Origin of the sequence: uncultured Pseudacidovorax sp. (assembly GCF_913773995.1) — a bacterium.
GTDB lineage: Bacteria > Pseudomonadota > Gammaproteobacteria > Burkholderiales > Burkholderiaceae_C > Xenophilus.
In genome coordinates, this window is the sequence record NZ_CAJYES010000186.1 from 1 (window position 1) to 22,876 (window position 22,876).

The 22,876-nt window shown below is 67.6% G+C and carries 25 protein-coding genes and 1 pseudogene; 18 read left to right on the plus strand and 8 right to left on the minus strand.

The window, feature by feature from the left end; translation table 11 throughout:
• Positions 1-58 precede the first annotated feature (58 nt).
• Positions 59-1,729, plus strand: a complete 1,671-nt coding sequence (locus QZ772_RS17130) for an AMP-binding protein (RefSeq protein WP_295528782.1) — start codon at positions 59-61, stop codon at positions 1,727-1,729.
• A gap of 50 nt (positions 1,730-1,779) precedes the next feature.
• Here QZ772_RS17130 and QZ772_RS17135 read toward each other — a convergent pair whose 3' ends face one another.
• Complete coding sequence (locus tag QZ772_RS17135) at positions 1,780-3,510, minus strand: Na+/H+ antiporter (protein WP_295528784.1); 1,731 nt, start codon at positions 3,508-3,510, stop codon at positions 1,780-1,782.
• A 125-nt stretch (positions 3,511-3,635) separates the two neighbouring features.
• Here QZ772_RS17135 and QZ772_RS17140 point away from each other — a divergent pair, with 125 nt between their 5' ends.
• The 15 genes from QZ772_RS17140 to QZ772_RS17210 all read left to right on the plus strand — a co-directional run bounded on the left by QZ772_RS17140 (position 3,636) and on the right by QZ772_RS17210 (position 16,434).
• Entirely contained in the window at positions 3,636-5,354 is a 1,719-nt protein-coding gene (locus tag QZ772_RS17140; RefSeq protein WP_295528786.1) for a carboxyl transferase domain-containing protein, read from the plus strand.
• A gap of 46 nt (positions 5,355-5,400) precedes the next feature.
• Positions 5,401-5,682 carry a type II toxin-antitoxin system VapB family antitoxin gene (locus tag QZ772_RS17145; RefSeq protein WP_295528788.1) on the plus strand — a complete coding sequence of 94 codons (282 nt, stop codon included), beginning with the start codon at positions 5,401-5,403 and terminating at the stop codon, positions 5,680-5,682.
• Positions 5,679-6,071 carry a PIN domain nuclease gene (locus QZ772_RS17150; protein ID WP_295528790.1) on the plus strand — a complete coding sequence of 131 codons (393 nt, stop codon included), beginning with the start codon at positions 5,679-5,681 and terminating at the stop codon, positions 6,069-6,071. Before QZ772_RS17145 ends, QZ772_RS17150 begins: the two co-directional genes overlap by 4 nt.
• A 106-nt stretch (positions 6,072-6,177) precedes the next feature.
• Positions 6,178-7,053, plus strand: coding sequence for a dienelactone hydrolase family protein (locus QZ772_RS17155; RefSeq protein WP_295528792.1), 876 nt, complete (start codon positions 6,178-6,180; stop codon positions 7,051-7,053).
• Positions 7,054-7,078: 25 nt separating this feature from the next.
• Positions 7,079-7,873, plus strand: a complete 795-nt coding sequence (locus QZ772_RS17160) for an enoyl-CoA hydratase/isomerase family protein (RefSeq protein ID WP_295528794.1) — start codon at positions 7,079-7,081, stop codon at positions 7,871-7,873.
• A gap of 10 nt (positions 7,874-7,883) precedes the next feature.
• Positions 7,884-8,591 (plus strand): DUF4126 domain-containing protein, encoded by a 708-nt coding sequence (locus QZ772_RS17165; protein WP_295528796.1) that lies wholly within the window; start codon positions 7,884-7,886, stop codon positions 8,589-8,591.
• A complete protein-coding gene (locus QZ772_RS17170) occupies positions 8,557-10,575 on the plus strand; it encodes an acetyl/propionyl/methylcrotonyl-CoA carboxylase subunit alpha (protein ID WP_295528798.1) in 2,019 nt (672 codons plus the stop codon). Before QZ772_RS17165 ends, QZ772_RS17170 begins: the two co-directional genes overlap by 35 nt.
• A gap of 42 nt (positions 10,576-10,617) precedes the next feature.
• Complete coding sequence (locus tag QZ772_RS17175) at positions 10,618-11,538, plus strand: glyoxylate/hydroxypyruvate reductase A (protein WP_295528800.1); 921 nt, start codon at positions 10,618-10,620, stop codon at positions 11,536-11,538.
• 39 nt (positions 11,539-11,577) lie between these two features.
• A complete protein-coding gene (locus tag QZ772_RS17180; protein ID WP_295528802.1) occupies positions 11,578-12,498 on the plus strand; it encodes a hydroxymethylglutaryl-CoA lyase in 921 nt (306 codons plus the stop codon).
• Positions 12,498-12,737, plus strand: a complete 240-nt coding sequence (locus QZ772_RS17185; RefSeq protein WP_295528804.1) for a DUF1653 domain-containing protein — start codon at positions 12,498-12,500, stop codon at positions 12,735-12,737. Before QZ772_RS17180 ends, QZ772_RS17185 begins: the two co-directional genes overlap by 1 nt.
• Before the next feature lie 34 nt (positions 12,738-12,771).
• The gene (locus QZ772_RS17190) at positions 12,772-13,278 is read left to right on the plus strand and encodes a YbaK/EbsC family protein (protein WP_295528806.1); all 507 of its coding nucleotides are present in this window, start codon (positions 12,772-12,774) and stop codon (positions 13,276-13,278) included.
• 115 nt (positions 13,279-13,393) lie between these two features.
• Positions 13,394-13,606 (plus strand): DUF1289 domain-containing protein, encoded by a 213-nt coding sequence (locus tag QZ772_RS17195; RefSeq protein ID WP_295528825.1) that lies wholly within the window; start codon positions 13,394-13,396, stop codon positions 13,604-13,606.
• Positions 13,607-13,647: 41 nt separating this feature from the next.
• Positions 13,648-14,283: a 2-hydroxychromene-2-carboxylate isomerase gene (locus tag QZ772_RS17200; protein ID WP_295528808.1), complete on the plus strand. Its 636-nt coding sequence runs from the start codon at positions 13,648-13,650 to the stop codon at positions 14,281-14,283.
• Positions 14,284-14,547: 264 nt separating this feature from the next.
• Positions 14,548-16,239, plus strand: coding sequence for an MFS transporter (locus QZ772_RS17205; RefSeq protein WP_114804600.1), 1,692 nt, complete (start codon positions 14,548-14,550; stop codon positions 16,237-16,239).
• A 63-nt stretch (positions 16,240-16,302) separates the two neighbouring features.
• Positions 16,303-16,434 (plus strand): hypothetical protein, encoded by a 132-nt coding sequence (locus QZ772_RS17210; RefSeq protein ID WP_017758989.1) that lies wholly within the window; start codon positions 16,303-16,305, stop codon positions 16,432-16,434.
• A 102-nt stretch (positions 16,435-16,536) separates the two neighbouring features.
• Here the strand turns inward: QZ772_RS17210 and QZ772_RS17215 are convergent.
• Positions 16,537-16,761, minus strand: a pseudogene (locus QZ772_RS17215) (phage integrase N-terminal SAM-like domain-containing protein); the annotation flags it as partial.
• Positions 16,762-16,984: 223 nt separating this feature from the next.
• Between QZ772_RS17215 and QZ772_RS17220 the strand changes: the two are divergent.
• The gene (locus tag QZ772_RS17220; protein ID WP_295528811.1) at positions 16,985-17,536 is read left to right on the plus strand and encodes a hypothetical protein; all 552 of its coding nucleotides are present in this window, start codon (positions 16,985-16,987) and stop codon (positions 17,534-17,536) included.
• 167 nt (positions 17,537-17,703) lie between these two features.
• The gene (locus QZ772_RS17225) at positions 17,704-18,657 is read left to right on the plus strand and encodes a hypothetical protein (protein ID WP_295528812.1); all 954 of its coding nucleotides are present in this window, start codon (positions 17,704-17,706) and stop codon (positions 18,655-18,657) included.
• 177 nt (positions 18,658-18,834) lie between these two features.
• Here QZ772_RS17225 and QZ772_RS17230 read toward each other — a convergent pair whose 3' ends face one another.
• The 6 genes from QZ772_RS17230 to QZ772_RS17255 all read right to left on the minus strand — a co-directional run bounded on the left by QZ772_RS17230 (position 18,835) and on the right by QZ772_RS17255 (position 22,679).
• A complete protein-coding gene (locus QZ772_RS17230; RefSeq protein WP_295528814.1) occupies positions 18,835-19,089 on the minus strand; it encodes a Txe/YoeB family addiction module toxin in 255 nt (84 codons plus the stop codon).
• Positions 19,086-19,337 (minus strand): type II toxin-antitoxin system Phd/YefM family antitoxin, encoded by a 252-nt coding sequence (locus QZ772_RS17235; RefSeq protein WP_017758986.1) that lies wholly within the window; start codon positions 19,335-19,337, stop codon positions 19,086-19,088. Before QZ772_RS17235 ends, QZ772_RS17230 begins: the two co-directional genes overlap by 4 nt.
• 170 nt (positions 19,338-19,507) lie before the next feature.
• A complete protein-coding gene (locus QZ772_RS17240) occupies positions 19,508-20,518 on the minus strand; it encodes a 2-hydroxyacid dehydrogenase (protein WP_295528817.1) in 1,011 nt (336 codons plus the stop codon).
• Positions 20,515-20,856, minus strand: coding sequence for an NIPSNAP family protein (locus QZ772_RS17245; protein ID WP_294374991.1), 342 nt, complete (start codon positions 20,854-20,856; stop codon positions 20,515-20,517). Before QZ772_RS17245 ends, QZ772_RS17240 begins: the two co-directional genes overlap by 4 nt.
• 22 nt (positions 20,857-20,878) lie before the next feature.
• Entirely contained in the window at positions 20,879-21,835 is a 957-nt protein-coding gene (locus QZ772_RS17250) for an NAD-dependent epimerase/dehydratase family protein (RefSeq protein ID WP_295528820.1), read from the minus strand.
• Positions 21,836-21,890: 55 nt separating this feature from the next.
• The gene (locus QZ772_RS17255) at positions 21,891-22,679 is read right to left on the minus strand and encodes a TIM barrel protein (RefSeq protein WP_295528823.1); all 789 of its coding nucleotides are present in this window, start codon (positions 22,677-22,679) and stop codon (positions 21,891-21,893) included.
• Positions 22,680-22,876: the final 197 nt, after the last annotated feature.

The following is a 22,876-nucleotide window of genomic DNA, read 5'->3' on the forward strand; positions in this document are numbered from 1 at the left end:
GGCCCCCATCCCAACCTTCCCCCAGAGGGGGAAGGAGAAAGACACAAGGAGACCCGCAATGAATGACAGCTACGCCCGCGGCGCCACCGAGCCCGCCCTGATCGAGCAGACCATCGGCGACTTCTTCGACGCCATGGCCGCACGCCAGCCCGAGGCGCTGGCGCTGGTGAGCCGCCACGAGGGCGTGCGTCTGTCGTATGCCGAGTTGCAGCAGCAGGCCAACCGACTGGCCAGCGCCCTGCTGCGCGCCGGCCTGAAGCCGGGTGAGCGCATCGGCATCTGGTCGCACAACAACCTGGCCTGGGTGCTGATGCAGATCGCCACGGCCAAGGCGGGGCTCGTGCTGGTCAACATCAACCCGGCCTACCGCACCTCGGAGGTCGAGTACGCGCTCAATAAAGTGGGCTGCAAGGCGCTGGTGACCATGCCGCGCTTCAAGACCAGCGAATACCTGGCCATGCTGCGCGAGCTGGGCGCGGCCCGGCTGCCCGACCTCAAGAACATCTGGTGGATCGACGCCCCCGGCGCCGCCGACGAAGCCGGCCCGGACATTGCCACGGACCGCTTCTCGCAGCTGCTGGCCAGCGGCGACGCGACCGACCCGCGCGTGGCCCAGGTCCAGGCCACCCTGAAGGCCACCGACCCCATCAACATCCAGTTCACCAGCGGCACCACGGGCTTTCCCAAAGGCGCCACGCTCACGCACCGCAACATCCTCAACAACGGCTACTTCATCGGCGAATGCATGAAGCTGGGGCCCGAGGACCGGCTGTGCATCCCGGTGCCGATGTACCACTGCTTCGGCATGGTGCTGGGCAATCTGGCCTGCCTCACGCACGGCAGCGCCATCGTCTACCCCAACGACGGCTTCGACCCGCTGCTCACGCTGGAGGCGGTGCAGGCCGAGAAGTGCACGGCCCTGCACGGCGTGCCCACCATGTTCATCGCCGAGCTGGACCATCCGCGCTTCGGCGAGTTCGACCTGTCGAGCCTGCGCACCGGCATCATGGCCGGCACCGCCTGTCCCATCGAGGTAATGAAACGGGTGGTGGACCGCATGCACCTGGGCGAGATCACCATCGCCTACGGCATGACCGAGACCAGCCCGGTGAGCTGCCAGAGCAGCACCGACACGCCGCTGGAGCGGCGCGTCTCCACCGTCGGCACGGTGCAGCCGCACCTGGAGGTGAAGATCGTCGACCCCGAATCCGGCGCCACCGTGCCGCGCGGCCAGCCGGGCGAGCTGTGCACCCGCGGCTATTCGGTGATGCACGGCTACTGGGGCGACGAGGCCAAGACCCGCGAGGCCATCGACACCGAAGGCTGGATGCACACCGGCGACCTGGCCACCATGGACGACGAGGGCTACGTCAACATCGTCGGCCGCATCAAGGACATGGTGATCCGCGGCGGCGAAAACATCTACCCGCGCGAGATCGAAGAGTTTCTGTACCGCCATCCGCAGGTGCAGGACGTGCAGGTGGTGGGCCTGCCCGACCGCAGGTACGGCGAGGAACTGTGCGCCTGGATCATTCCCAAGCCTGGCCAGCAGCCAACCGAGGCCGACATCCGCGCCTTCTGCCAGGGCCAGATCGCGCACTACAAGGTGCCCAGGTACATCCGCTTCGTCGATGCCTTCCCGATGACGGTGACCGGCAAGATACAGAAGTACCGCATCCGCGACCAGATGGCCGACGAGCTGGGCCTCAAGGCCGAGAAGACGGCATGAGCCTGTCGGCGGTTGCAGGCAGGGGCGGTGTGTCGGTGGCGCCTTGCGCCTCAGTCGCGCGAGGCCGGCCCGTGCGGTGCCAGCCCTGCAGCCTGGCGTGCGGCGCGCAGGCGCTTGCGCAGCGACACCTCGGCCATGTCCAGCTCGCCGACCAGTTCGCGCAGCGAGGCATCGTTGATGCGGTGCGACTGGCGCTCCGCATACAGCGCATGCCGCTCGGCCTGCAGGCAGGCCAGCCGCAGCTCCAGCTCGTGCACGAAGCCCTGCTTGCGGGCGCGCACGGCTTCGGCTTCCTCGGCCCGCGTCTCGGGTGTGGAGGCGGCGGCGCTGTCGTCGTCCAGCAGTTCCAGCCGCACCCGGTACTGCTGGGTGATGCGGCCGACCATCTCCTGCCGCTGGGCGGCGGTGTCGGCACCGACATCGTTCAAGTCCTTCTGGCTGCGCACCAGACTGGCGATGGCGGCATGGCAGGCGGCGATGCGGGCTTCCCGCTCCTCGCGCACCTCGGCGGCCTCGGCCGGCTGGGGCAGGTTGCGCAGCACCAGCGGAAGGCCGATGCTGCCCACCAGCAGCGTGCACAGGATGGTGCCGGTGGCCAGAAAGACCAGCAGGTCGCGCGAGGGAAAGGGCGTGTCGGCGTTCACCATCAGCGGGATCGACAGGGCACCGGCCAGCGTGATGGCGCCGCGGATGCCGGCAAGCGTGGTCGCGAGCGTCAGACGCCAGGACGGCTGCTCGGCCATGCGCCCGTCCCGGTGCGCGCGTCGCAGACTGCCGCGCACGGCCAACTGCAACCACACCCAGCGCAGCAGCAGCAGCGCGGCCGAAATGACCAGCACATAGCCCACCAGCGTCCAGGCACCGTGGTGCCTGCTTTCGTCCACGGTGCGCAAGATGGAGGGCATCTGCAGCCCCAGCAGCAGGAAGATGGCGCCGTTGAAGGCCGACTCGATCATGGTCCAGGTGCCTTCGGCCTGCATGCGCTCGGCCACGAACTCGCTGCGTTCCAGGTCGGCGAAGTTGGTGGCCATGCCCGCCGCCACCGCCGCGAGGATGCCCGAGACGCCGATGCGCTCGCCCACGATGTAGGCCGCAAAGGGCAGCAGCACCAGCAGCAGCACCATCTGGGTGGCCGCCACGTCCCCCAGCCGGCGCGTGACGGCGGCGCGGGCATGGGCGAAGCCCCAGCCCATCAGGGTGCCGGCGCCCACGCCGCCCAGGGCGATCCACAGGAACTCGCGGGTCACCTGCGCCCACGAGAACAGGCCGGTGAGCGTGGCGGCGACGGCGAACTTGAGCGCCACCAGGCCCGAGGCATCGTTCAGCAGCGATTCGCCTTCCAGCACGTGCATGGTCTTGGCCGGCATGCCCAGGCGCCGCGTGATGGCCGAGACGGCCACCGCATCGGTGGGCGAGACCACCGCGGCCAGCGCGAAGGCCACGGGCAGCGGCATCTCCGGAATCATCCAGTGCACAAGCCAGCCCAGGCCGAACACGGTGAAGGCCACCAGGCCGAATGCCAGCTTGAGGATCGGCCGGTGCAGCGCGAAGAACTCCCGCTTCGGGATTCGCCAGCCGTCCGCGAACAGCAGCGGCGGAATGAACAGCAGCAGGAAGAGTTCCGGATCGAAGGCGATGTGAAGGCCCTGCTGCGGCCACGACAGGGCCGCGCCCAGCGCGATCTGGATCAATGGCAGCGGGATGGCACGCAGGTAGCGGGCGGCAATGCCGGTGAGGGCGCCGAGCATCAGCACCAGCAGGACGGTTTCGACGGTGTGCACCTGTTTTTCTTCTTCAAGAACTTCGTGACGGGGCGGGCAGGCCGGGCTTGGAGTGCCCGGTGCCGCCGGGGGTTCGCATCATCTTCGCGCGGCACGCGGCCACGCGTCAGGCTCCAAGGACATTCATGAGCAAACTGGTCTCCCAACTCAATCCCAGATCCGAGGCCTTCCAGGCCAATGCCGCGGCCATGCGCGCGCTGGTGGACGACCTGCGTGCCCAATTCGCGCGGGTGGAGCAGGGCGGCGGCGAGGCCGCACGCGCCAAGCACACGGCCCGCGGCAAGCTGCTGCCGCGCGACCGGGTGCAGCAACTGCTGGACCCGGGCTCGCCCTTCCTGGAGATCGCGCCGCTGGCCGCGCACGCCATGTACAACGGCGATGCGCCGGGCGCGGGCCTGATCGCCGGCATCGGCCGCGTCAGCGGCGTGGACTGCATGGTGGTGTGCAACGACGCCACGGTGAAGGGCGGCACCTACTACCCGATGACGGTGAAGAAGCACCTGCGCGCGCAGGAGATCGCGGCGCAGAACCGGCTGCCCTGCATCTACCTGGTCGATTCGGGCGGCGCCAACCTGCCGAACCAGGACGAGGTTTTCCCCGACCGCGACCACTTCGGCCGCATCTTTTTCAACCAGGCCAACATGAGCGCCGAGGGCATCGCGCAGATCGCGGTGGTGATGGGCTCGTGCACCGCGGGCGGCGCCTATGTGCCGGCCATGAGCGACGAGTCGATCATCGTCAAGGAGCAGGGCACCATCTTCCTGGGCGGCCCGCCGCTGGTGAAGGCGGCCACTGGCGAGGTGGTGTCGGCCGAGGACCTTGGCGGTGGCGACGTCCACACCCGCCTGTCGGGCGTGGCCGACCACTTGGCGCAGAACGACCTGCATGCGCTGGCGCTGGCGCGCGAGGCGGTGAGGAACCTGAATGCGCAGGGGGTGGGGGGCCGCGGGGCGGCGGGTGGACTTGGTGCCCCCCAGTCCGTTCGTGCTGGGCTCGGTGCCCCCCAGTCCGTTCGCACTGAGCCTGTCGAAGTGCCGGCCCAGGCTTCGACAGGCTCAGCCCGAACGGTGTTTGAAGAACCCGCCCACTCCCCCGAAGACCTCTACGGCGTCATCCCGACCGACACCCGCAAGCCCTTCGACGTGCGCGAGATCATTGCCCGCATCGTCGACGGCAGCGAGTTCCATGAGTTCAAGGCCCGCTTCGGCACCACGCTGGTCTGCGGCTTCGCGGCCATCGAGGGCATGCCGGTCGGCATCGTGGCCAACAACGGCATCCTGTTCTCGGAGTCGGCGCAGAAGGGCGCGCACTTCATCGAGCTGTGCGGCCAGCGCAAGATCCCGCTCGTCTTCCTGCAGAACATCACCGGCTTCATGGTGGGCCGCAAGTACGAGAACGAGGGCATCGCCCGGCACGGCGCCAAGATGGTGACGGCGGTGGCGACGGTCAACGTGCCCAAGTTCACCATCATCATCGGCGGCAGCTTCGGCGCCGGCAATTACGGCATGTGCGGCCGGGCCTACTCGCCGCGCTTCCTCTGGATGTGGCCCAACGCCCGCATCAGCGTGATGGGCGGCGAGCAGGCCGCCAGCGTGCTGGCCACCGTCAAGCGCGACGGCATCGAGGCCCGCGGCGGCCAGTGGACCAAGGACGAGGAAGAGGCCTTCAAGGCGCCCATCCGCCAGCAGTACGAGGACCAGGGCCATCCCTACTACGCCACGGCGCGCCTGTGGGACGACGGGATCATCGACCCTGCCGACACCCGCCGCGTGCTGGCGCTGGGCCTGGCGGCGGCGCGGCATGCGCCCATTCCTGAGCCCAAGTTCGGTGTGTTCCGCATGTGATCGGCGATGTGTATGATTTTCGATTTTCATACACACAGGGAGTGCCATGCGGACCAACATCGTGATCGACGACGCGCTCATGGAGGCCGCCATGAAGGCGGGCGGCTTCAGCACCAAGAAGGAAGCGGTGGAAGAGGGCCTGCGCCTTCTTGCGCGCCGCAAGGCCTACCAGGATCTGCGCGCCCTGCGCGGCAAGCTCACCTGGGCGGGCGACGACAGCGTGGACTGGACGACGCTCGAGGCCGAGCCGATGGCCGTGCAGGAGCAGTCGGCCCGCTACGCTGCCGCCGCGCCCAAACCTTCCGCCAGGAAGCGCGCGAAGCCATGATCACCGTCGACTCCAGCGTCTGGATCGACTACTTCCGCGGTCGCGCCACGCCCCATACGCAGACCCTGGATGCACTGTTGGACGACAGCGCCAATGAACTGGTGCTTCTCGACCTGGTGTTGATGGAAGTGCTGCGCGGCTTCGTGCATGACCGGGAGCAGCGCCTCGCCCGTCAGCGCTTGCGTGCGCTGCCCATTGCCACCGCGGGCGGTGAGGCCGTGGCCCTGCGCGCCGCCGACATCTACCGTCAGCAGCGTCGGCGCGGCGTCACCGTCCGCAGCCCCATCGACCTGATGGTCGCCGCCTGGTGCATGGAACATGGCTGCGCACTGCTGCATGGCGACCGCGATTTCGACGGCATCGAGGGGCTTCATGCCTGGCCGCACTGAGCTGACGCGCGCCCGGCGTCAGGAGGCCGGTCCTGATGGTTCGCGCGTGACCTCGGGGCGCGGCTTCGTTGGCGCCCTTCCAGCCCTTCGACGGCTCGCCTCTGCCATGGGGCGCCGGATGCCGGGCCTCGGCTGGGTCGTCTTGGCACTCGTGGCGCCACCCGCCCACGCCACGCTGCGCGAAACCCAGCTCGACCTGCCCGTCGCCGTGCAGGACATGCAGGGCCGCCGCGTGGCCCAGACCATCCGCGTCACCGTGTTCGACGACGACGCCAACCCGCATCCCGCGCCGGTGCTGGTGCTCAACCATGGCCGCGCCGTCGATGCGTCCGGCCGCGCGGCGCTGGGCCGCGCGCGCTACCACGAGGCCTCGCGCTTCTTCGTGCGTCATGGCTTCATCGTGGCCGTACCCACGCGCGTGGGCTACGGCGTGAGCGGCGGGCCGGACGTGGAGGACAGCGGTGCCTGCCAGCGGCGCGACTATCCCGCCGGCTACGGCGCTGCGGCCGACCAGGCGCTCGCGGCATTGGCCGCCGTGCGCGCGATGCCCGGCGCCGACCCGGGGCGCGCCGTCATCGTCGGCCAGTCCTACGGCGGCGCGACCGCCATCGCCGCCGCCGCCCGCGCCACGCCCGGCGTGGTGGGCGCGATCAACTTCGCCGGCGGGGGCGGTGGCAATCCGCGCACCCGTGCGGGCCAGCCCTGCTCGCCGCAGCAGATGGGCGAACTCTTCGCTGCCTATGGCCGCAGCGTGCGCATTCCCACGCTGTGGCTGTATGCGGAGAACGACCAGTACTTCGGCGCCGACTGGCCGCGGCAATGGTTCTCCGCCTTCCGTGCGGCAGGCGGCAACGGCGAGTTCATTCAGTTCCCGCCGCAGGGCGAGGACGGCCACAGCACCTTCACCCGCGCACTGCAGGCCTGGCAGCCGGTGGTGTCCGGCTTTCTGCAGCGGCTGGGTTTCCCGGCCCTGCGCGACTGAACCCTTCGAACAACCGAGACACGCCATGACCGACTTCACCACGCTCGAACTGCACCTCGACGGCCCGGTGGCCCGCATCTGGCTCAACCGGCCCGAGATGCGCAACGCCATCGACGACGTGTTCATCCGCGAGCTGGGCGAGGCCTTCGCGCAGGCCCAGGCCGCGAGCGGCGTGCGCGCCGTGGTGCTGGGCGGGCGCGGCCCGGCCTTCTGCGCCGGTGCCAACCTCAACTGGATGAAGCAGGCCGCCAGCTTCACGCCCGAGCAGAACCTGCAGGACGCCGCCGGCCTGCCGCGCATGCTGCGCACGCTGGCCGACAGCCGCCTGCCGGTGATCGCGCGCATCCAGGGCGACGTGTATGCGGGCGGCATGGGCCTGGTGTCGGTGTGCGACGTGGCCATCAGCGCCGACAGCGCCCACTACTGCCTCAGCGAGGTCAAGATCGGTCTCATCCCGGCCACCATCAGTCCGTACGTGATCCGGGCGATGGGCGCGCGTGCGGCGCAGCGCTACTTCCTCACGGCCGAGCGCTTCACCGCGGCCGAGGCCCATCGCGTCGGCCTCGTGCACGAGGTGGTGCCCGCCGATGCGCTGGACGCCAAGGTGGACGAGGTGCTCAGGAACATCCTGTCCGCCGCACCCGGCGCGGTGGCCGAATCCAAGCGCCTGCTGCGCGATGTGACCGGCCAGCCCATCGACGACGAACTGGCCGCCGAGACGGTGCGCCGCATCGCCGCCCTGCGCGCCAGCGAGGAAGGCCAGGAGGGCCTGCGCGCCTTCCTGGAAAAGCGCAAGCCGGCCTGGACCCAGGCGCGCTGATCGGCCCCCGATGGACGGTCTGGACTTTCCCCAACTGCTCGCGCTGGCCGCCGCCCTCGGCTGGGCCAGCGGCGTGCGCCTGTACCTGGCGGTGCTGCTGGTGGGCCTGGCCGGCTGGCTGGGCTGGGTGCCGTTGCCGGCGGGGCTGCAGGCGCTGTCGCATCCGGTGGTGCTGATCGTGAGTGGCTTCCTGGTCTTCGTCGAATTCTTTGCCGACAAGATCCCGGGCCTGGATTCGCTCTGGGACATGGTTCACACGGTGATCCGCATTCCGGCCGGCGCCGCGCTCGCGGCCTCGGTGTTCGGTGCCGACCATGCGGCCATGGCCGTGGTGGCGGCGCTGGTGGGCGGCGGCTTCGCGGCCACGGCCCATGCGGCCAAGGCCACCACGCGCGCGGCCATCAATACCTCGCCCGAGCCCTTCACCAACGTGGGCGCCTCGCTGGCCGAGGACTCGCTGGTGCCGGCCGGCCTGTGGCTGGCGCTGGCGCATCCGCTGGCTTTCCTGGTGGCGCTGGTGGTCGTGCTCGTCCTCAGCGTGTGGCTGATCCGCAAGAGCTGGCGCTTTCTGCGCGCGCTCGTCGGCCGCCTCACGCGCATCTTCAGCGGCCGGCCCGACCCGGGTGTCGCGCCTGCCTTTTCCCGCGCTGGCCGCGGCAACAAATCGTCCGGAGACCTGCCCCATGTTCAAGAAGATCCTGATCGCCAACCGCGGTGAGATCGCCTGCCGCGTCGCCGCCACCGCGCGCCGCCTGGGCGTGCGCACCGTGGCCGTCTATTCCGACGCCGACGCGCAGGCCAACCATGTGCGCGCCTGCGACGAGGCCGTGGCCCTGGGCGGCAACGCACCCAAGGAAAGTTACCTGCGCTGGGAGCGCATCCTCGAAGCCGCCCGCGCCACAGGCGCCGAGGCCATCCACCCTGGCTACGGCTTCCTGTCCGAGAACGAGGACTTCGCCCGCGCCTGCGCCGAGGCCGGTCTGGTCTTCATCGGCCCGCCGCCTTCCGCCATCCAGGCCATGGGCCTGAAGGCCGAGTCCAAGCGGCTGATGGAGAAGGCCGGCGTGCCGCTGGTGCCCGGCTATCACGGCGCCGACCAGGACCCGGCCCTGCTGCAGCGTGAGGCCGACCGCATCGGCTACCCCGTGCTCATCAAGGCCAGCGCCGGCGGCGGCGGCAAGGGCATGCGCATCGTCGAAAAGAGCGAGGACTTCGCCGCCGCCCTGGCCAGTTGCCAGCGCGAGGCGATCAACAGCTTCGGCGACGACGCGGTGCTGATCGAGAAGTACGTGCAGCGCCCGCGGCACATCGAGATACAGGTCTTCGGCGACACGCAGGGCCACTACGTGCACCTGTTCGAGCGCGACTGCTCGGTGCAGCGCCGCCATCAGAAGGTGCTGGAAGAGGCTCCCGCGCCCGGCATGCCGCCCGCGCTGCGCCAGCGCATGGGCCAGGCCGCCGTCGATGCCGCGCGCGCCGTGGACTACGTGGGCGCCGGCACGGTCGAGTTCATCGTCGAGCAGACTGGCGGCTATGACGCGCCCGAGGCCATGACCTTCTACTTCATGGAGATGAACACGCGGCTGCAGGTGGAGCATCCCGTCACTGAGGCCATCACCGGCCTGGATCTCGTGGAATGGCAGCTGCGAGTCGCGTCCGGCGAGCCGTTGCCCCTCGCGCAGGACGACCTGCGCATCCACGGCCATGCCATCGAGGCGCGCATCTGCGCCGAGAACCCGGACAAGGGCTTCCTGCCCGCCACCGGCCCGCTGACCGTGTACCGCAAGCCGGCCGCCGCGGCCTTCGCGCGGGCCGACGTGCGCATCGACGATGGGGTGCGCGAGGGCGGCGAGATCTCGCCCTACTACGACTCCATGATCGCCAAGCTGATCGTGCATGGCGACACGCGCGAGCAGGCACTGGCCCGGCTCGATGCCGCGCTGGCGCAGGTGCAGATCGTGGGTGTGGCGACCAATGTGCAGTTCCTGCGCGGGGTGCTGGCCACCGAATCGTTCTCGAAGGCGCGGCTGGACACGGCGCTGATCGAGCGCGAGCGGGCGCAGCTCTTCGACCGCGATCCGCTGGGCCTGCCGCTGCTGGCGGCGGCCGTGGTCGCCCGCCAGCTGGCCGACGAGGCGGCGCAAGCTGCAGGCGGCCCCTTCGGCCGTGCCGACGGCTGGCGCGGCCTGGGCCTTGCCACGCGCACCTTCGCCTTCGACTTCAACGGCCAGGGCGCCACCGCGCTGCTGCGCTACGGCCCGGGTGCCACACGGCACCTGAGCGTGGGCGAGGGCGAATCACAGGTCGCGGGCGACCTGGCCTGGACGCTGCTGCCCGACGGCCGCCTGGCGCTGGACTTCGCCGGCCGCCGCGAGGTGCTGGCCGTGCATCGGCATCAGGACCAGTGGCATGTGTTCGGCCAGGCGGGAGCCGGCCGCATCGATGCCGTCGACCGTCTCGCCCATGCCGGCGACACCCAGGCCGAAGGCGGGCGCCTGACGGCACCGATGCCGGGCAAGGTGGTGTCCTTCGCCGTCAAGGCGGGCGACCCGGTGAGCAAGGGCCAGCCGCTGGCGGTGATGGAGGCCATGAAGATGGAGCACACCATCGCCGCGCCGGCCGATGGCACCGTGGCCGAGCTGCTGTTCGCGCCCGGCGACCAGGTCGCCGAAGGGGCAGAGCTGCTGCGCCTGGCCGCGTAGCATCGAGGGCTGTCTTCCACAGCCTTCTTCTTGCACGCCCCCATGCGCATCGCCCTCTGTCTGACCGACACCAAATCCGCCCCATGGATCGAGGGCCTGCACGCCGCCCTGCCCGATGCCGAGATCGTCGACTGGACGCCCGGCAGCCCGCAGGCCGATTACGCGGTGGTGTGGGCGCCGCCCCAGCAGATGGTGGACGAGCAGCCGGGCCTGAAGGCCATGTTCAACATCGGCGCGGGCGTGGACGCGATCACGAAGCTCGACCTGCCGCCCACCCTGAAGATCGTGCGGCTGGACGATGCCGGCATGTCGGTGCAAATGGCCGAGTACGTGTGCCATGCGCTGATCCGGCACTTCCGCGAATTCGACGTCTACGAGGCCGAAGCGCGGCAGGGCCGCTGGGTCTACCGCAAGCCGCTCGCCCGCGCCGACTTCCCGGTCGGCATCATGGGCCTGGGTGTGCTGGGCGAGCGTGTGGCGCGTGCGGTTCAGCAGTTCGAGTTTCCGGTGCTGGGCTGGAGCCGCACGCCAAAGTCCATCGAGGGCGTGCGCACCTTCGCGGGCGAGGCGCGGCTGGGCGACTTTCTGGTCAATACGCGGGTGCTGGTCAACCTGCTGCCGCTGACCGACGCCACCCGCGGCATCCTCAACCGCACCACGCTGTCGGCGCTCAAGCCCGGCGGCTACCTGATCCACATCGCGCGCGGCGGCCATCTGGTGGAAGAGGACCTGATCCCGCTGCTCGACGGCGGCAAGCTGGCCGGCGCCACGCTGGATGTGTTCCACCAGGAGCCGCTGCCCGCCGACCATCCTTTCTGGCGGCATCCCAAGATCACCGTCACGCCGCACGGCTCTGCGCGCACGCTGCGCAGCGAATCCATCGCGCAGATCGCCGGCAAGATCCGCGCGCTGCAGGCCGGCCAGCCCATTGCGGGCGTGGTCGATCCGCAGCGCGGCTATTGAAGGCCTGAACCTCTGCACGCCCACCCACGGAGCCATTCCATGCATCTGCCTTCCCGCGTCCGCATCGTCGACGTCGGCCCGCGCGACGGGCTGCAGAACGAAAAGCAGCCCGTGCCCGCCGAGGTCAAGGTCGAGCTAGTCCATCGTCTGCAGGCCGCCGGCCTGAGAGAGATCGAGGTCACCAGCTTCGTCAGCCCCAAGTGGGTGCCGCAGATGGCCGACAACGCGCAGGTGATGCATGGCATCCGCCGCCAGCCGGGCGTGCGCTACTCGGTGCTCACGCCCAACATGAAGGGGCTGGAAGCCGCGCTGGCCGCGCCGCGCGAGGAATGGCCCGACGAGATCGTCGTGTTCGGCGCCGCCAGCGAGGCCTTCAGCCAGAAGAACATCAACTGCTCCATCGCCGAGAGCATCGAGCGCTTCGCGCCGGTGGTCGCGGCCGCCAAGGCCCAGGGCATTGCGGTGCGCGGCGCCATGAGCTGCACGGTGGGCTGCCCCTACGAGGGCGAGATCGCCCCCGAGAAGGTGGGCTACCTGGCCGGGCTCATGAAGGGCATCGGCGTGGCGCGCGTGGACGTGGCCGACACCATCGGCGTCGGCACGCCGCGCAAGGTGCAGGCGGCGCTGGAGGCGACGCTGGCGCATTTCTCCGTCGACGCCGTGTCGGGCCACTTCCACGACACCTATGGCCAGGCCCTGTCCAACACGCTGGCGGCGCTGGAGCTGGGCGTGTGGAACCACCAGTCCTCCATCGCCGGCCTGGGCGGCTGCCCCTATGCCAAGGGCGCGACGGGCAATGTGGCGACGGAGGACGTGGTCTACATGCTGCACGGCATGGGCATCGACACCGGCATCGACCTCGATGCGCTGATCGACGCCGGCGTGTTCATCAGCCAGGCCCTGGGCCGCGAGCCGAACTCGCGCGTCTCCAAGGCCGTGCGCACCAAGCGGGCCGGCTGATGGCACTCGGCGACGACCTGCCCGCGCTGCCGACGATCCGGCTCGGGCGCTACCGGCACTACAAGGGCCTCGAGTACGAGGTGCTCGGCGTGGTGCGCCACAGCGAGACGCTGGCGCCCATGGTGCTCTACAAGCCGCTCTACGACGATCGCGGCCTCTGGGTGCGGCCCTTAGGCATGTTCGAGGAAAGCATCGTGCATGACGGGCGTGCGCAGCCGCGCTTCGCCTTCATCGGCTGAGGCCTTGCGCCCGCGCCCACAATCGCTGCCATCTATGTGCGGTTCCGAACTCCATTCCCTTCCCGACGGCGTGCAACGCGTGGCGCGCCACCTTCTCGACGCGGGCCACCCGCATGCCCCGCGCATGCTCGATGACGCCTGCCGCACGGCCCAGGAAGCGGCCGACGTGCTCGGCGTGGCCGTGGGCCAGATCGCCAAGAGCATCATCTTCCGCCGCAAGGTCGACGACGTGGCGGTGCTGGTCGTCACCTCCGGCGACCGGCGCGTGGACGAGAAGAAGGTCGACGCCCTGGTGGGCAAGACCGGCCGTGCCGACGCCGACTTCGTCAAGTCGCGCACGGGCTTTTCCATCGGCGGCGTGTCGCCGGTCGGCCATGTGACGAAGCCGGTGGTGCTGATCGATGCGGAGCTGTTCCGCTTCGAGACCGTGTGGGCGGCGGCCGGCCATCCGCATGCGGTGTTTCCGCTGCGGCCGCAGGACCTGCCGGCCCTCACCGGCGGCGCGCCGGTGGCGGACGTGGTGCAGGCGGTGGCGGCATGAGCGCGCCGGGCCGCTCCCAAGCGCGAGTCCTGAAGCGCCTTGCGCGAAGGGTGGTCCAGTGAGCACGCCCGACGTCGACACGGCAAAGAGCCCGCTGGCCGCCCGCGCGGCGCTGATGCGCGAGGCGGTGCGCCAGGGCCTGGAGCCTGTGCCCTCGCCCTGCGTCAACGTCTGCCGCATGTCCGCGGCCACCGGTCTGTGCGAAGGGTGCTTCCGCACCATCGAGGAGATCCGGCACTGGAGCCGCACGCCCGATGCGGATCGCCTTGCCGTGTGGGACCAGGTGCTCGCGCGCAGCGCCACGGCACCCGCGCCGCAGCCCGGCTGAGCGCACCGGGCGCCGAGACGAACAACAAGGAGACCTCTGCCATGAAGCACATCGACTTCTACCTGGACTTCATCTCGCCCTATGCCTACCTGGCCTTCGAGCACCTGCCCGAGGCCCTGGCCGGGCTGAGTTACAGCGTGGCCTACAAGCCGGTGCTGCTGGGCGCCATCGTGCGTCACCACGGGCACAAGGCGCCGGCCGAGGTGCCGAGCAAGCGGCAGTGGACCTACCGGCACATCCTGTGGCTGGGCCATTCGCTGGGCGTGTCCATCGACATGCCGGCCACCCATCCCTACAACCCGCTGCCGCACCTGCGCCTGGCGGTGGCCGCCTCGCGCGGCGGCGAGATCAGCCGGCACCAGGCCGAGCAGCTGTTCCGCGAGGTGTGGCGCGGCGGCCAGGACGCCAGCGATCCGGCGCGATTCGATGCGCTCAGGGCCCGCCTGCAGCCTGCGCGCGATGTGGCCGATGCCGCGGTGAAGGCCGAGCTCAAGGCCAACACCGACGCCGCCATTGCACAGGGCGCCTTCGGCGTGCCGGCGTTCGTCGTCGATGGCCGGCTGTTCTGGGGCTTCGACAGCCTGCCCATGCTGCGCGCCTACCTGCAGGGCGACGCGTGGTTCGACGGTCCGCAGTGGGACGGTGCGGACCAGCGGCCCTCCGCGCTGGCGGGCTGATCGCGCCGGGGCCGCTTCAGAGTGGGTTCTTCGTGGAACCCGGCGGTTCGGTCATGAATCCGACCTGCCATCGCGGCTCAGGGTCTTCCCGATGGAGGCCCGCGCGACGCCTCCATTCCTGCCTGATGAAAACGGCAGCGCGGGTTAGTCCCTAAATCGTCAGAATCGGTTCAGTTTCACGCAAGCCAACGGTCAGTCGCTCCCCAAAGAATCCGCCCACGGTCCCGATCCGGCGGCCGATTCAACGATTCAGGAGACAGACACATGGCAGCCACACTGGATTCCCGCGGGGTGCACGCGGCACCCCGGCCGATGTCGCAGGAGGAGAAGAAGGTCATCTTCGCCTCGTCCCTCGGCACCGTGTTCGAGTGGTACGACTTCTACCTGTACGGCTCGCTCGCCGCGATCATCGCCAAGCAGTTCTTCAGCGGCCTGGATGCGGGCGCGGCCTTCATCTTCGCGCTGCTGGCGTTCGCGGCGGGCTTCCTGGTGCGGCCCTTCGGCGCCATCGTGTTCGGCCGCCTGGGCGACATGATCGGGCGCAAGTACACCTTCCTGGTCACCATCCTGATCATGGGCCTGTCGACCTTCATCGTCGGCCTGCTGCCCAGCTACGCCACCATCGGCGTGGCGGCGCCGGTGATCCTGATCGCGCTGCGCATGCTGCAGGGCCTGGCCCTGGGCGGCGAGTACGGCGGCGCGGCCACGTATGTGGCCGAGCATGCGCCGCACGGCAAGCGCGGTGCCTACACCGCGTGGATCCAGACCACGGCCACGCTGGGCCTGTTCCTGTCGCTGCTCATCATCCTGGGCGTGCGTACGGCGGTCGGCGAAGAAGCCTTCCAGACCTGGGCCTGGCGCATTCCCTTCCTGGTGTCCATCCTGCTGCTGGGCATCTCGGTGTGGATCCGCCTGTCGCTGAACGAGTCGCCCGCCTTCCAGAAGATGAAGGCCGAGGGCAAGACCTCGAAGGCGCCGCTCGCCGAGTCCTTCGGCCAGTGGAAGAACCTGAAGATCGTGATCCTGGCGCTGGTGGGCCTGACGGCCGGCCAGGCGGTGGTCTGGTACACGGGCCAGTTCTATGCGCTGTTCTTCCTGACGGCGCAGCTGAAGGTGGATGCCACCACGGCCAACCTGATGATCGCGGCCGCCCTGCTGATCGGCACGCCCTTCTTCATCGTGTTCGGCTCGCTCTCCGACCGCATCGGCCGCAAGCCGATCATCATGGCCGGCTGCCTGCTGGCGGTGGTGACGTACTTCCCGGTCTTCAAGATGCTGACCGAGGCTGCCAACCCCGACCTGGCCCGCGCGCAGGCGAGTTCGGCCGTCACCGTCACGGCCGATCCGGCGACCTGCTCCTTCCAAGGCAACCCCGTGGCGCGCGAGATCGACTTCAAGAGCTCCTGCGACATCGCCAAGCGCTACCTGGTGCAGAACTCCGTGAGCTACGAGAACGTGTCCGCGCCCGCCGGCTCGCCCGCGGTGGTGAAGATCGGCGACAAGACCATCACGGCCCCGGCCGGCAACGTGGTCAATTCCAAGTTCGATGAGGACTCGGCCAAGTCCATCGCCGCCTTCAAGAAGGAAGTGGGCGACGACCTGAAGTCGGCCGGCTACCCCGCCAAGGCCGACCCGGCCAAGATGAACAAGATCATGATGGTGGTGCTGCTGACCTACCTGGTGATCCTGGTGACCATGGTCTACGGCCCCATCGCCGCCATGCTGGTGGAGCTGTTCCCGACGCGCATCCGTTATACGTCCATGAGCCTGCCGTACCACATCGGCAACGGCTGGTTCGGCGGCCTGCTGCCCACCACGGCCTTCGCCATCGTGGCCTCGACGGGCAACATGTACAACGGCCTGTGGTACCCGATCGTCATCGCCGGCATGACGCTGGTGATCGGCACGCTGTTCATCCGCGAGACGAAGGACGTGGATATCTACGCCGGCGACTAGACGTCGCACACCACCATGCCGCTTCGCGGCCATTTGATTCCATCCCTTCAGGAGACCCTTTTCATGTGGAAGATCGCCATCGGCTTCGTCGTGTTTGCCGCCCTCTCGCTGTTCGTCATCCTGCAGGCCGGCGACAAGGTCGATATGAGTGGCGAGAAGCATGGCGGGGATGTGCAACACGAGCCTGCGAAGTAAGCGCAGAGGAGACGCAGTCTGGCCCCGTGGCAGGCACGAACGACAAGGCCCGGCATTGCCGGGCCTTTTTCATTGTGGGGAGCGCTGCACGCTGTGCCGGATGACCTCCGGCCCGCCCATCTCGGCAGGGTGCTGCAGCCGATGGAAGCGGATGAATGCCTTCACCCAGTAGACGTAGGTTTCCTCAGTACGCAGGCTGTAGTGCATCAACTGCTGGCGTTCTCGCAACTGGTCCAGCACCCGCGTGGCGCGCAGTGGCGGCAGATCCAGATTGGGGTGCGGGCGCAGGTATTTCCGAGAGGCCGCAACGGCCGGCACAACTGGCATCATGGCGCTCCCCCAGGCGGCCAGCTCACCTCGGCGAGGTTGTTGTGGGTGTGCCGCTTTTGGCGGAAATTTAGCGCTGTATAAACGTACGGTCCAACGGGAGAATGTGATGGTGCGTCAACGGCTTGCGGTGATGCAAGCGTGCCGATCTAGGGCGCAGTGTTTCTGCCTAGGTGGCGTTAGCTGTCTCCCGAGAACACGTTAGAGCTCTTAGGTTGTTCCGATGAAGAGTAAGACGAAGCAATTCATTCAGCATCTATCGCATGAAATTGAAGATGAAGAAAAGGCCGAAGAGTATCTTGACGATTCTCTTCCGCTGATTGGCCTCGTAGTCATGTACTTTAATGCTCTGGAAAAATCGCTCGACTCTTTTATCTGCGAAACCATTTCCGACAGATCAGATAGACCGGGCCTCATCGTGATCCAAAAGCTTATGTACGCTGCGAAGGTAGATTTATTTAAGCGCTTTAGCGAAGAGTTCAATAGCTGCTTTACCACCCCTGCGGACTTCGACGATCTGATTAAGGAACTAATCGAGGTTGGTAAGCTGAGAAACTTAGTGGTGCACGCTGATTGGAGCAGCACCGATGAAGAAGGCTACACCTACGTTCGCCTTAAAACCTCTTCGAACGGAACGTTCCAGGAGTACGTTCAGTTTTCGGTCGAGTCCTTGAACAGCCTTGTTGAGCGAATCATCAAAGCAAACCATCGGCTCTCGGATTACTGGGAGTGGAAATATGAACGCATGCAAGATCACTTGCGAGGTGTTTCTTGAGCTTTACCCAGTTCCGCTCTAACCATTCCGTCGAGAGGGACCGCCCACAAGCTGCGCTTGTGGGTTCCCTTCGCGGCTTCGCCGCTACGGCGGCCCCTCACGTCAAACGTTAGGCCCCATTTGCCAGCGTCGTAGCCTCGCATCCACACACAAAGAAATGGAAACCAATGCAACTTCAGATTGATGCGCAGATCGGCTTTGTCGCCGATGAAACCCGAAGCAAATTCGCAATTTGCTCGTCAATAATAAAAGGGTTTCTATTCTCTCTCAAAAGGGAAAGGGTTGAGCGACTCGGAGGGTATAACAAGGTAACTCTCTGGGATATCGCGAGAGAAACAAGAACAGAGTCAGATGGCGACTGCGGCATCTGTTTGGAATACGCTCTACACGATTCCATATCCCAGAAGAATCCCTTGGTCTGGCCAATCGTAAGTGAAGCAATAAATGATTATTGCAAAATTAAAGACGGAGCGCACTCGATACTTTTTGGGGCAGAAAAAAATAATTACATCAACCTCATCAATTCAAACTCTCATTACATCAATCCGCAGACAAGAATACTCCACGGAACCCCTGGAAAGCCGGTGTATCTTGAGAAGTACATGGATGCGATAACAAAATCCATTTACAACGCCCCAGCACGAGAACTGCTCCCACAAAGCATCCGGGGCCTATGGCGCGCCGACCTATTTGTTGGCAGCCCGAACACCAATCAATGGGTCGGCACGACATTAAAAATAAACAAAGATGCGCTAAAAGGCGACACCGGACTCCGGCTTGGCATGTACCCAGAAAAGCGGCGAGGCGAACGCATTGAATATAACGAACGCCTAAATCTCATTATGTGCCCAATACCATACGATGGCCACTTCATGGAGGCATACTACAAATCTTATGGGATTATGCGAGCAATAATCCACTCCGACTGCAACATGCCGCCCCCCGTTTTGCTTGCAGATAGTGGCGACCGCTATATCGCAGACGAACTGATAAAGCGAAAGAATTTCCCTGCGTTAGAAATATCCGAAGCATTAAAAGTTATGGGGCAACCTGGCCTTATTGCAGCATCCACCCCATCAGGCGAAATTCAAGCGGTTGCCTCGACCTTCCTTACCGTCTGACTTTAATAGCACGCAACGCTTCTAAAGTAGCGACCCATGCATCTTATAAAAAGCAGCCTAACTGGGCGGTCAAGCGGACGCCAACACAGGCCAAGCCTTAGGCATTTTCATGGCCTGTGTTGTTACCCTCCGCACCTACGGTGCTCCGGCGCCGCTTACCTTGGGCGTTGGGCGTAACTAATAGTGATATCGAAGTTGCGCCAATAACAGCGCGTCACCGTCAATTCTGTAAACCATACGGTGCTCATCAGTGATTCGACGCGACCAAAAGCCTGACAACGCATGTTTCAACGGTTCGGGTTTGCCGACGCCGGCGAACGGTTCTCTTTGCGTCTCACGGATGAGCTTGTTGATGCGCTCCACCATCCGTTTGTCTTGCTTCTGCCAGTAGAGGTAGTCTTCCCATGCCTCATCAGCGAAGATCAACTTCACTCGGTCAACTTCCTCTCCGTGCCCTTGCCCGCATCGAGCTGAGCAGTGGCAGCGAGCAGGCGCTTGGCGTTGGTCGGGTTGCGCAGCAGGTAGGCCGTCTCCTCCAGCGCTTGGAAGTCCTCCAAGGAGAGCATCACAACCGACTGCTTTCCGTTGCGGGTGATGATCAGGGCCTCATGGTCGTTGCACACACGATCCATGGTGCTGGCCAGGTTGGCGCGGGCGGCAGAGTAGGTGATGGCATCCATGGCGGGCTCCTGTTGTACTTAAAACTGTACAAAACAAAGAGCGGGCCGGAGCAAGCAAAGACGTCCAACAGGGCTTTCCAGCGGACCGCCCTTGGCGTCCGCTGAACCGGGACGTTGCCCCGCAACAGGGCAATGAGGCCACGCTGACGTACCGCCCGCGCGTCAGCGGCTCAGTACGCCGGAGTGCGCAGCCGCCCCGTGCCCAGAAACTCTTCCACGTTCGCCAGCACCAGGTCGCCCATGGCGCGGCGGGTCTGGGCGGTGGCGCTGCCGATGTGGGGCAGCAGCACGACGTTGTCCATCTCCATCAGCGCGGCAGGCACCTGCGGCTCCTGGTCGAACACGTCTAGCGCTGCCCCGCCGAGGCGCCCTTGCTGCAGGGCCAGGACCAGCGCGGCTTCATCGATGACCGAGCCGCGCGCGATGTTGACCACGATGCCCTGCGGGCCCAGTGCATCGAGCACCCGCGCATCGACGAGGTGGCGCGTGGCCTCGCCGCCGGCGCAGGCCACGATCAGGAAGTCGGCCCAGCGAGCCAATTCCACCAGCGAGGGCTCGTGCGTCCAGGCCACGCCCTCGCGCGGCGTGCGCGTGTGGTAGCGGATGTCCATGTCGAAGCCAGCGAAGCGGCGGGCGATGGTCTGGCCGATGCGGCCCAGGCCCAGGATGCCCAGCCGCCGGCCGCTGACGCGCGTGCCCAGGGCGCCGGGTCCGATGCGCGGCCAGTCGCCGCGGCGCACCAGGCGTTCGGCCCGGCCCATTCCGCGGGCTGCGTCGATGAGCAGGCCCACGGCCAGGTCGGCCACGCAGTCGTTCAGCACGTCGGGCGTGTAGCTCACGGCCACGGCGCGGGCCTTGGCGGCTTCCAGGTCGAGCGCGTCCATGCCCACGCCCAGGCTGCAGATGGCGCGCAGCTTGGGCAGGGCCTCGATCAGCGCAGCATCGGCGCCGTCGGTGGCGGTGGTGACGACCATCTCGATGCGGTCGGCATGCGCGCGGGCGGTGACCAGCATCTGGTCGCGCGTCGGTGCCGCCACGCAGGCATGGCGGTCCTGAAGCACGACCTTGAGCGGTGGGGGCAACTGGGCCGACAGCAGCAGCAGGGGCGCGTCCGGCGATGGGGCGCCGGCGCGTTGCGCTTCCGTGCGAGCGACGTCCGCCGTGGAGGGACCGCCGCTCATGCCTTGGCTCCGGTCGCCGCGGTCAGCGCCGCGAAGTCCACTTCGCGCAGGATGGCAGTGCTCTGCTGCTGCACATGGTCGTCGGCCAGGCTGCGGCGCTTGTAGGCCAGCCAGCGCGGATCGGCCTCCAGCGCGGCGCGGCGCGCATCGCGGTCGGCAAAGTCGCGGTAGCGCCAGGCGTGGATCACCTGGTTCTGGTCGCCGATGTCGCTGACGGCATAGAGCGCGGGCTCGCCCAGGTGCTCGACCTGGACGTCGCGCCCTTCGGCGGCATAGCGCGCGACGAAATCGCGCGTGGTGGCGATGCGCAGGGTGTAGGTACGCAGTTCGATGATCATGGGGCGAGAAAGAAGAAGGGGGTCAGGCGGCGCCGGGCAGGCAGCGTTCGACGAGTTCGTCCAGCGAGGCATCGGCGCGGAAGCCGAGCGAGCGGGCGAGGGCGGTGTCCACGGTCGGCCAGCGGGCGAACTGCGGAATGATGGCCGGATCGGGCGCGTAGCTCAGGCGCTGCGACACCTCCACGCCAAAGCGCCGCATCAGCGCGGCCACCACCTCGGCGACCGACACATGCAGCGAAGGCAGCGTCCAGGCACGGGTGGCCGGCAGGCGCTCGGCATCGAGGGTGGCGGCATGGATCAGCGCGTCCACGCAGGCGGGCAGCGACAGCAGCCACAGCGTGCCTTCGGCATCGACGGGCGACTCATAGCTGCGGCCGGCGGCCAGCTCGCGGATCAGGTCGCTGGCGAAGGCCGACAGCGCGCCGTTGGGCAGGCCGGGTCGCGCCACCACGCTGGGCAGCCGCGGCGAGCGGCCATCGATCCAGCCGCGGCGGCTGTAGTCGGCCAGCAGGATTTCCAGCATGCGCTTGTGCGCGCCATAGGACATGGTGGGCACGATGGGCGTGGCGTCGTCGATGTGCGGCGGCAGCGGCAGGCCGAACACGCCGATGGAGCTGGTCTGCACCAGGCGCGCGGCCTTGCCGGTGACGTCGTGTTGGCGGCGCAGGTCTTCGAACAGTTCCAGCGTGCCGCGCAAGTTGACGGTGAGGCCCAGCTCGAATTCGCGCTCGGCCTGGCCGCTGGTGATGGCGGCGAGGTGAAACACCACATCGGGTGGCTCGGCCAGGGCCTGGGCGCGCACGGCCGCATCGGCGACGGAGCCGCGCAGTTGTGTGAGCTTGGGATGCGCGGGCAGGTCGAGTGCGAGGTCGACGGCGACGAGCTGCGTGAGCGGCAGCGCATCGACGCCGGCCAGCAGCCGTCGCACGAGGGCCTGGCCGACGAAGCCGCCGGCGCCGGTGATGAGGATACGGGTCATGGGATGGTCCTTGTCCTGGGCGCTCCGATGGCGCGGCTGAAAGGCGGGGCAGGGTTCATCGGATCATTCCCTGTTGGCGCAGCGGATCTGCCCATGTGAGGCCATCGGCGGCCGTGCTGCGGGGTTTGTATTCGCAGCCCAGCCAGCTGTCGTAGCCGGCGGCGGGCAGGGCGGCGACGGTGGCGAGCAGGTCGTCGCGCGACAGGTCGGGCTCGTGGCGGTCGGGCGCGCCGGCCAGCTGCACATGGCCGATGAAGCCGCGGCAGCGCTCCAGCTCCTGCGCCAGGTCCAGCCCTTCCTTCACGCAGTGGTAGAGGTCGAACTGCAGCCGCAGGCGCGGCGAGTCGAAGGCGCGGATCACCTCCAGCGCCTGCTCGGGCAGCCAATAGAAGTAGCCGGGCATGTCGGCGCGGTTGAGCGGCTCCAGCATCAGCACCAGGTCGTCCGATTCCGCATGCCGCAGGGCCCAGGCCAGGTTCTGGTCCAGCGCCTGGCGGCAGGCCTTGGGATCGTGCGCGCGGCAGTCGCCGGCCATGACGTGGATGCGGCGCGAGCCCGTCGCCTCGGCCACGGCGCGGGCCCGGTCGAAGCAGTCGCGGAACTCGGCCTGGCCGCCCGGGATGGCGGCCCAGCCCAGCCGGCCCGGGCTGTCCGGCCGGATCGGCGTGTTGTGCAGCACGGCGGTGAGGCCATGGGCCTTCAGCGCGTCGGCATACCAGGCCGGCGGCTGCTCGTAGGGCTGCAGCATCTCCGCGCCGGCAAAGCCATCGGCCGTGGCGGCGGCGAAGCGCTGGTCGAGCGGAAGGTGGCCGTAGAGCCACTCCAGGTTGGCGTTCAGTTGCATGAGGCGTGGGTCAGGCAGGAAGCGTGAGGGGTCGAATGGCCGCGGAGCAGGCCCCTGCGGTGCACTCGCGGAACCATCTTTGCCGGGGATGCTTCATTGCTTCCCGGCTTGCGCGAGGAAAGCGTCGAGGCGCTGCGGCGTCATCAGCGCGACCACGGCTGACAGCTCGGCCTCGCCCAGCCCCATGGCATCCGCCA

Bases quoted from the DNA above. Each gene is read 5' to 3' on its own strand.
- QZ772_RS17170 (WP_295528798.1), top strand. From the start codon at position 8,557: ATGTTCAAGAAGATCCTGATCGCCAACCGCGGTGAGATCGCCTGCCGC.
- QZ772_RS17200 (WP_295528808.1), top strand. From the start codon at position 13,648: ATGAAGCACATCGACTTCTACCTGGACTTCATCTCGCCCTATGCCTAC.
- QZ772_RS17195 (WP_295528825.1), top strand. From the start codon at position 13,394: ATGCGCGAGGCGGTGCGCCAGGGCCTGGAGCCTGTGCCCTCGCCCTGC.
- QZ772_RS17160 (WP_295528794.1), top strand. From the start codon at position 7,079: ATGACCGACTTCACCACGCTCGAACTGCACCTCGACGGCCCGGTGGCC.
- QZ772_RS17225 (WP_295528812.1), top strand. From the start codon at position 17,704: ATGCAACTTCAGATTGATGCGCAGATCGGCTTTGTCGCCGATGAAACC.
- QZ772_RS17245 (WP_294374991.1), bottom strand. From the start codon at position 20,856: ATGATCATCGAACTGCGTACCTACACCCTGCGCATCGCCACCACGCGC.
- QZ772_RS17155 (WP_295528792.1), top strand. From the start codon at position 6,178: ATGGGGCGCCGGATGCCGGGCCTCGGCTGGGTCGTCTTGGCACTCGTG.
- QZ772_RS17150 (WP_295528790.1), top strand. From the start codon at position 5,679: ATGATCACCGTCGACTCCAGCGTCTGGATCGACTACTTCCGCGGTCGC.
- QZ772_RS17175 (WP_295528800.1), top strand. From the start codon at position 10,618: ATGCGCATCGCCCTCTGTCTGACCGACACCAAATCCGCCCCATGGATC.
- QZ772_RS17235 (WP_017758986.1), bottom strand. From the start codon at position 19,337: ATGGATGCCATCACCTACTCTGCCGCCCGCGCCAACCTGGCCAGCACC.
- QZ772_RS17210 (WP_017758989.1), top strand. From the start codon at position 16,303: ATGTGGAAGATCGCCATCGGCTTCGTCGTGTTTGCCGCCCTCTCGCTG.
- QZ772_RS17190 (WP_295528806.1), top strand. From the start codon at position 12,772: ATGTGCGGTTCCGAACTCCATTCCCTTCCCGACGGCGTGCAACGCGTG.
- QZ772_RS17140 (WP_295528786.1), top strand. From the start codon at position 3,636: ATGAGCAAACTGGTCTCCCAACTCAATCCCAGATCCGAGGCCTTCCAG.
- QZ772_RS17180 (WP_295528802.1), top strand. From the start codon at position 11,578: ATGCATCTGCCTTCCCGCGTCCGCATCGTCGACGTCGGCCCGCGCGAC.
- QZ772_RS17255 (WP_295528823.1), bottom strand. From the start codon at position 22,679: ATGCAACTGAACGCCAACCTGGAGTGGCTCTACGGCCACCTTCCGCTC.
- QZ772_RS17145 (WP_295528788.1), top strand. From the start codon at position 5,401: ATGCGGACCAACATCGTGATCGACGACGCGCTCATGGAGGCCGCCATG.
- QZ772_RS17185 (WP_295528804.1), top strand. From the start codon at position 12,498: ATGGCACTCGGCGACGACCTGCCCGCGCTGCCGACGATCCGGCTCGGG.
- QZ772_RS17205 (WP_114804600.1), top strand. From the start codon at position 14,548: ATGGCAGCCACACTGGATTCCCGCGGGGTGCACGCGGCACCCCGGCCG.
- QZ772_RS17165 (WP_295528796.1), top strand. From the start codon at position 7,884: ATGGACGGTCTGGACTTTCCCCAACTGCTCGCGCTGGCCGCCGCCCTC.
- QZ772_RS17220 (WP_295528811.1), top strand. From the start codon at position 16,985: ATGAAGAGTAAGACGAAGCAATTCATTCAGCATCTATCGCATGAAATT.
- QZ772_RS17250 (WP_295528820.1), bottom strand. From the start codon at position 21,835: ATGACCCGTATCCTCATCACCGGCGCCGGCGGCTTCGTCGGCCAGGCC.
- QZ772_RS17130 (WP_295528782.1), top strand. From the start codon at position 59: ATGAATGACAGCTACGCCCGCGGCGCCACCGAGCCCGCCCTGATCGAG.
- QZ772_RS17240 (WP_295528817.1), bottom strand. From the start codon at position 20,518: ATGAGCGGCGGTCCCTCCACGGCGGACGTCGCTCGCACGGAAGCGCAA.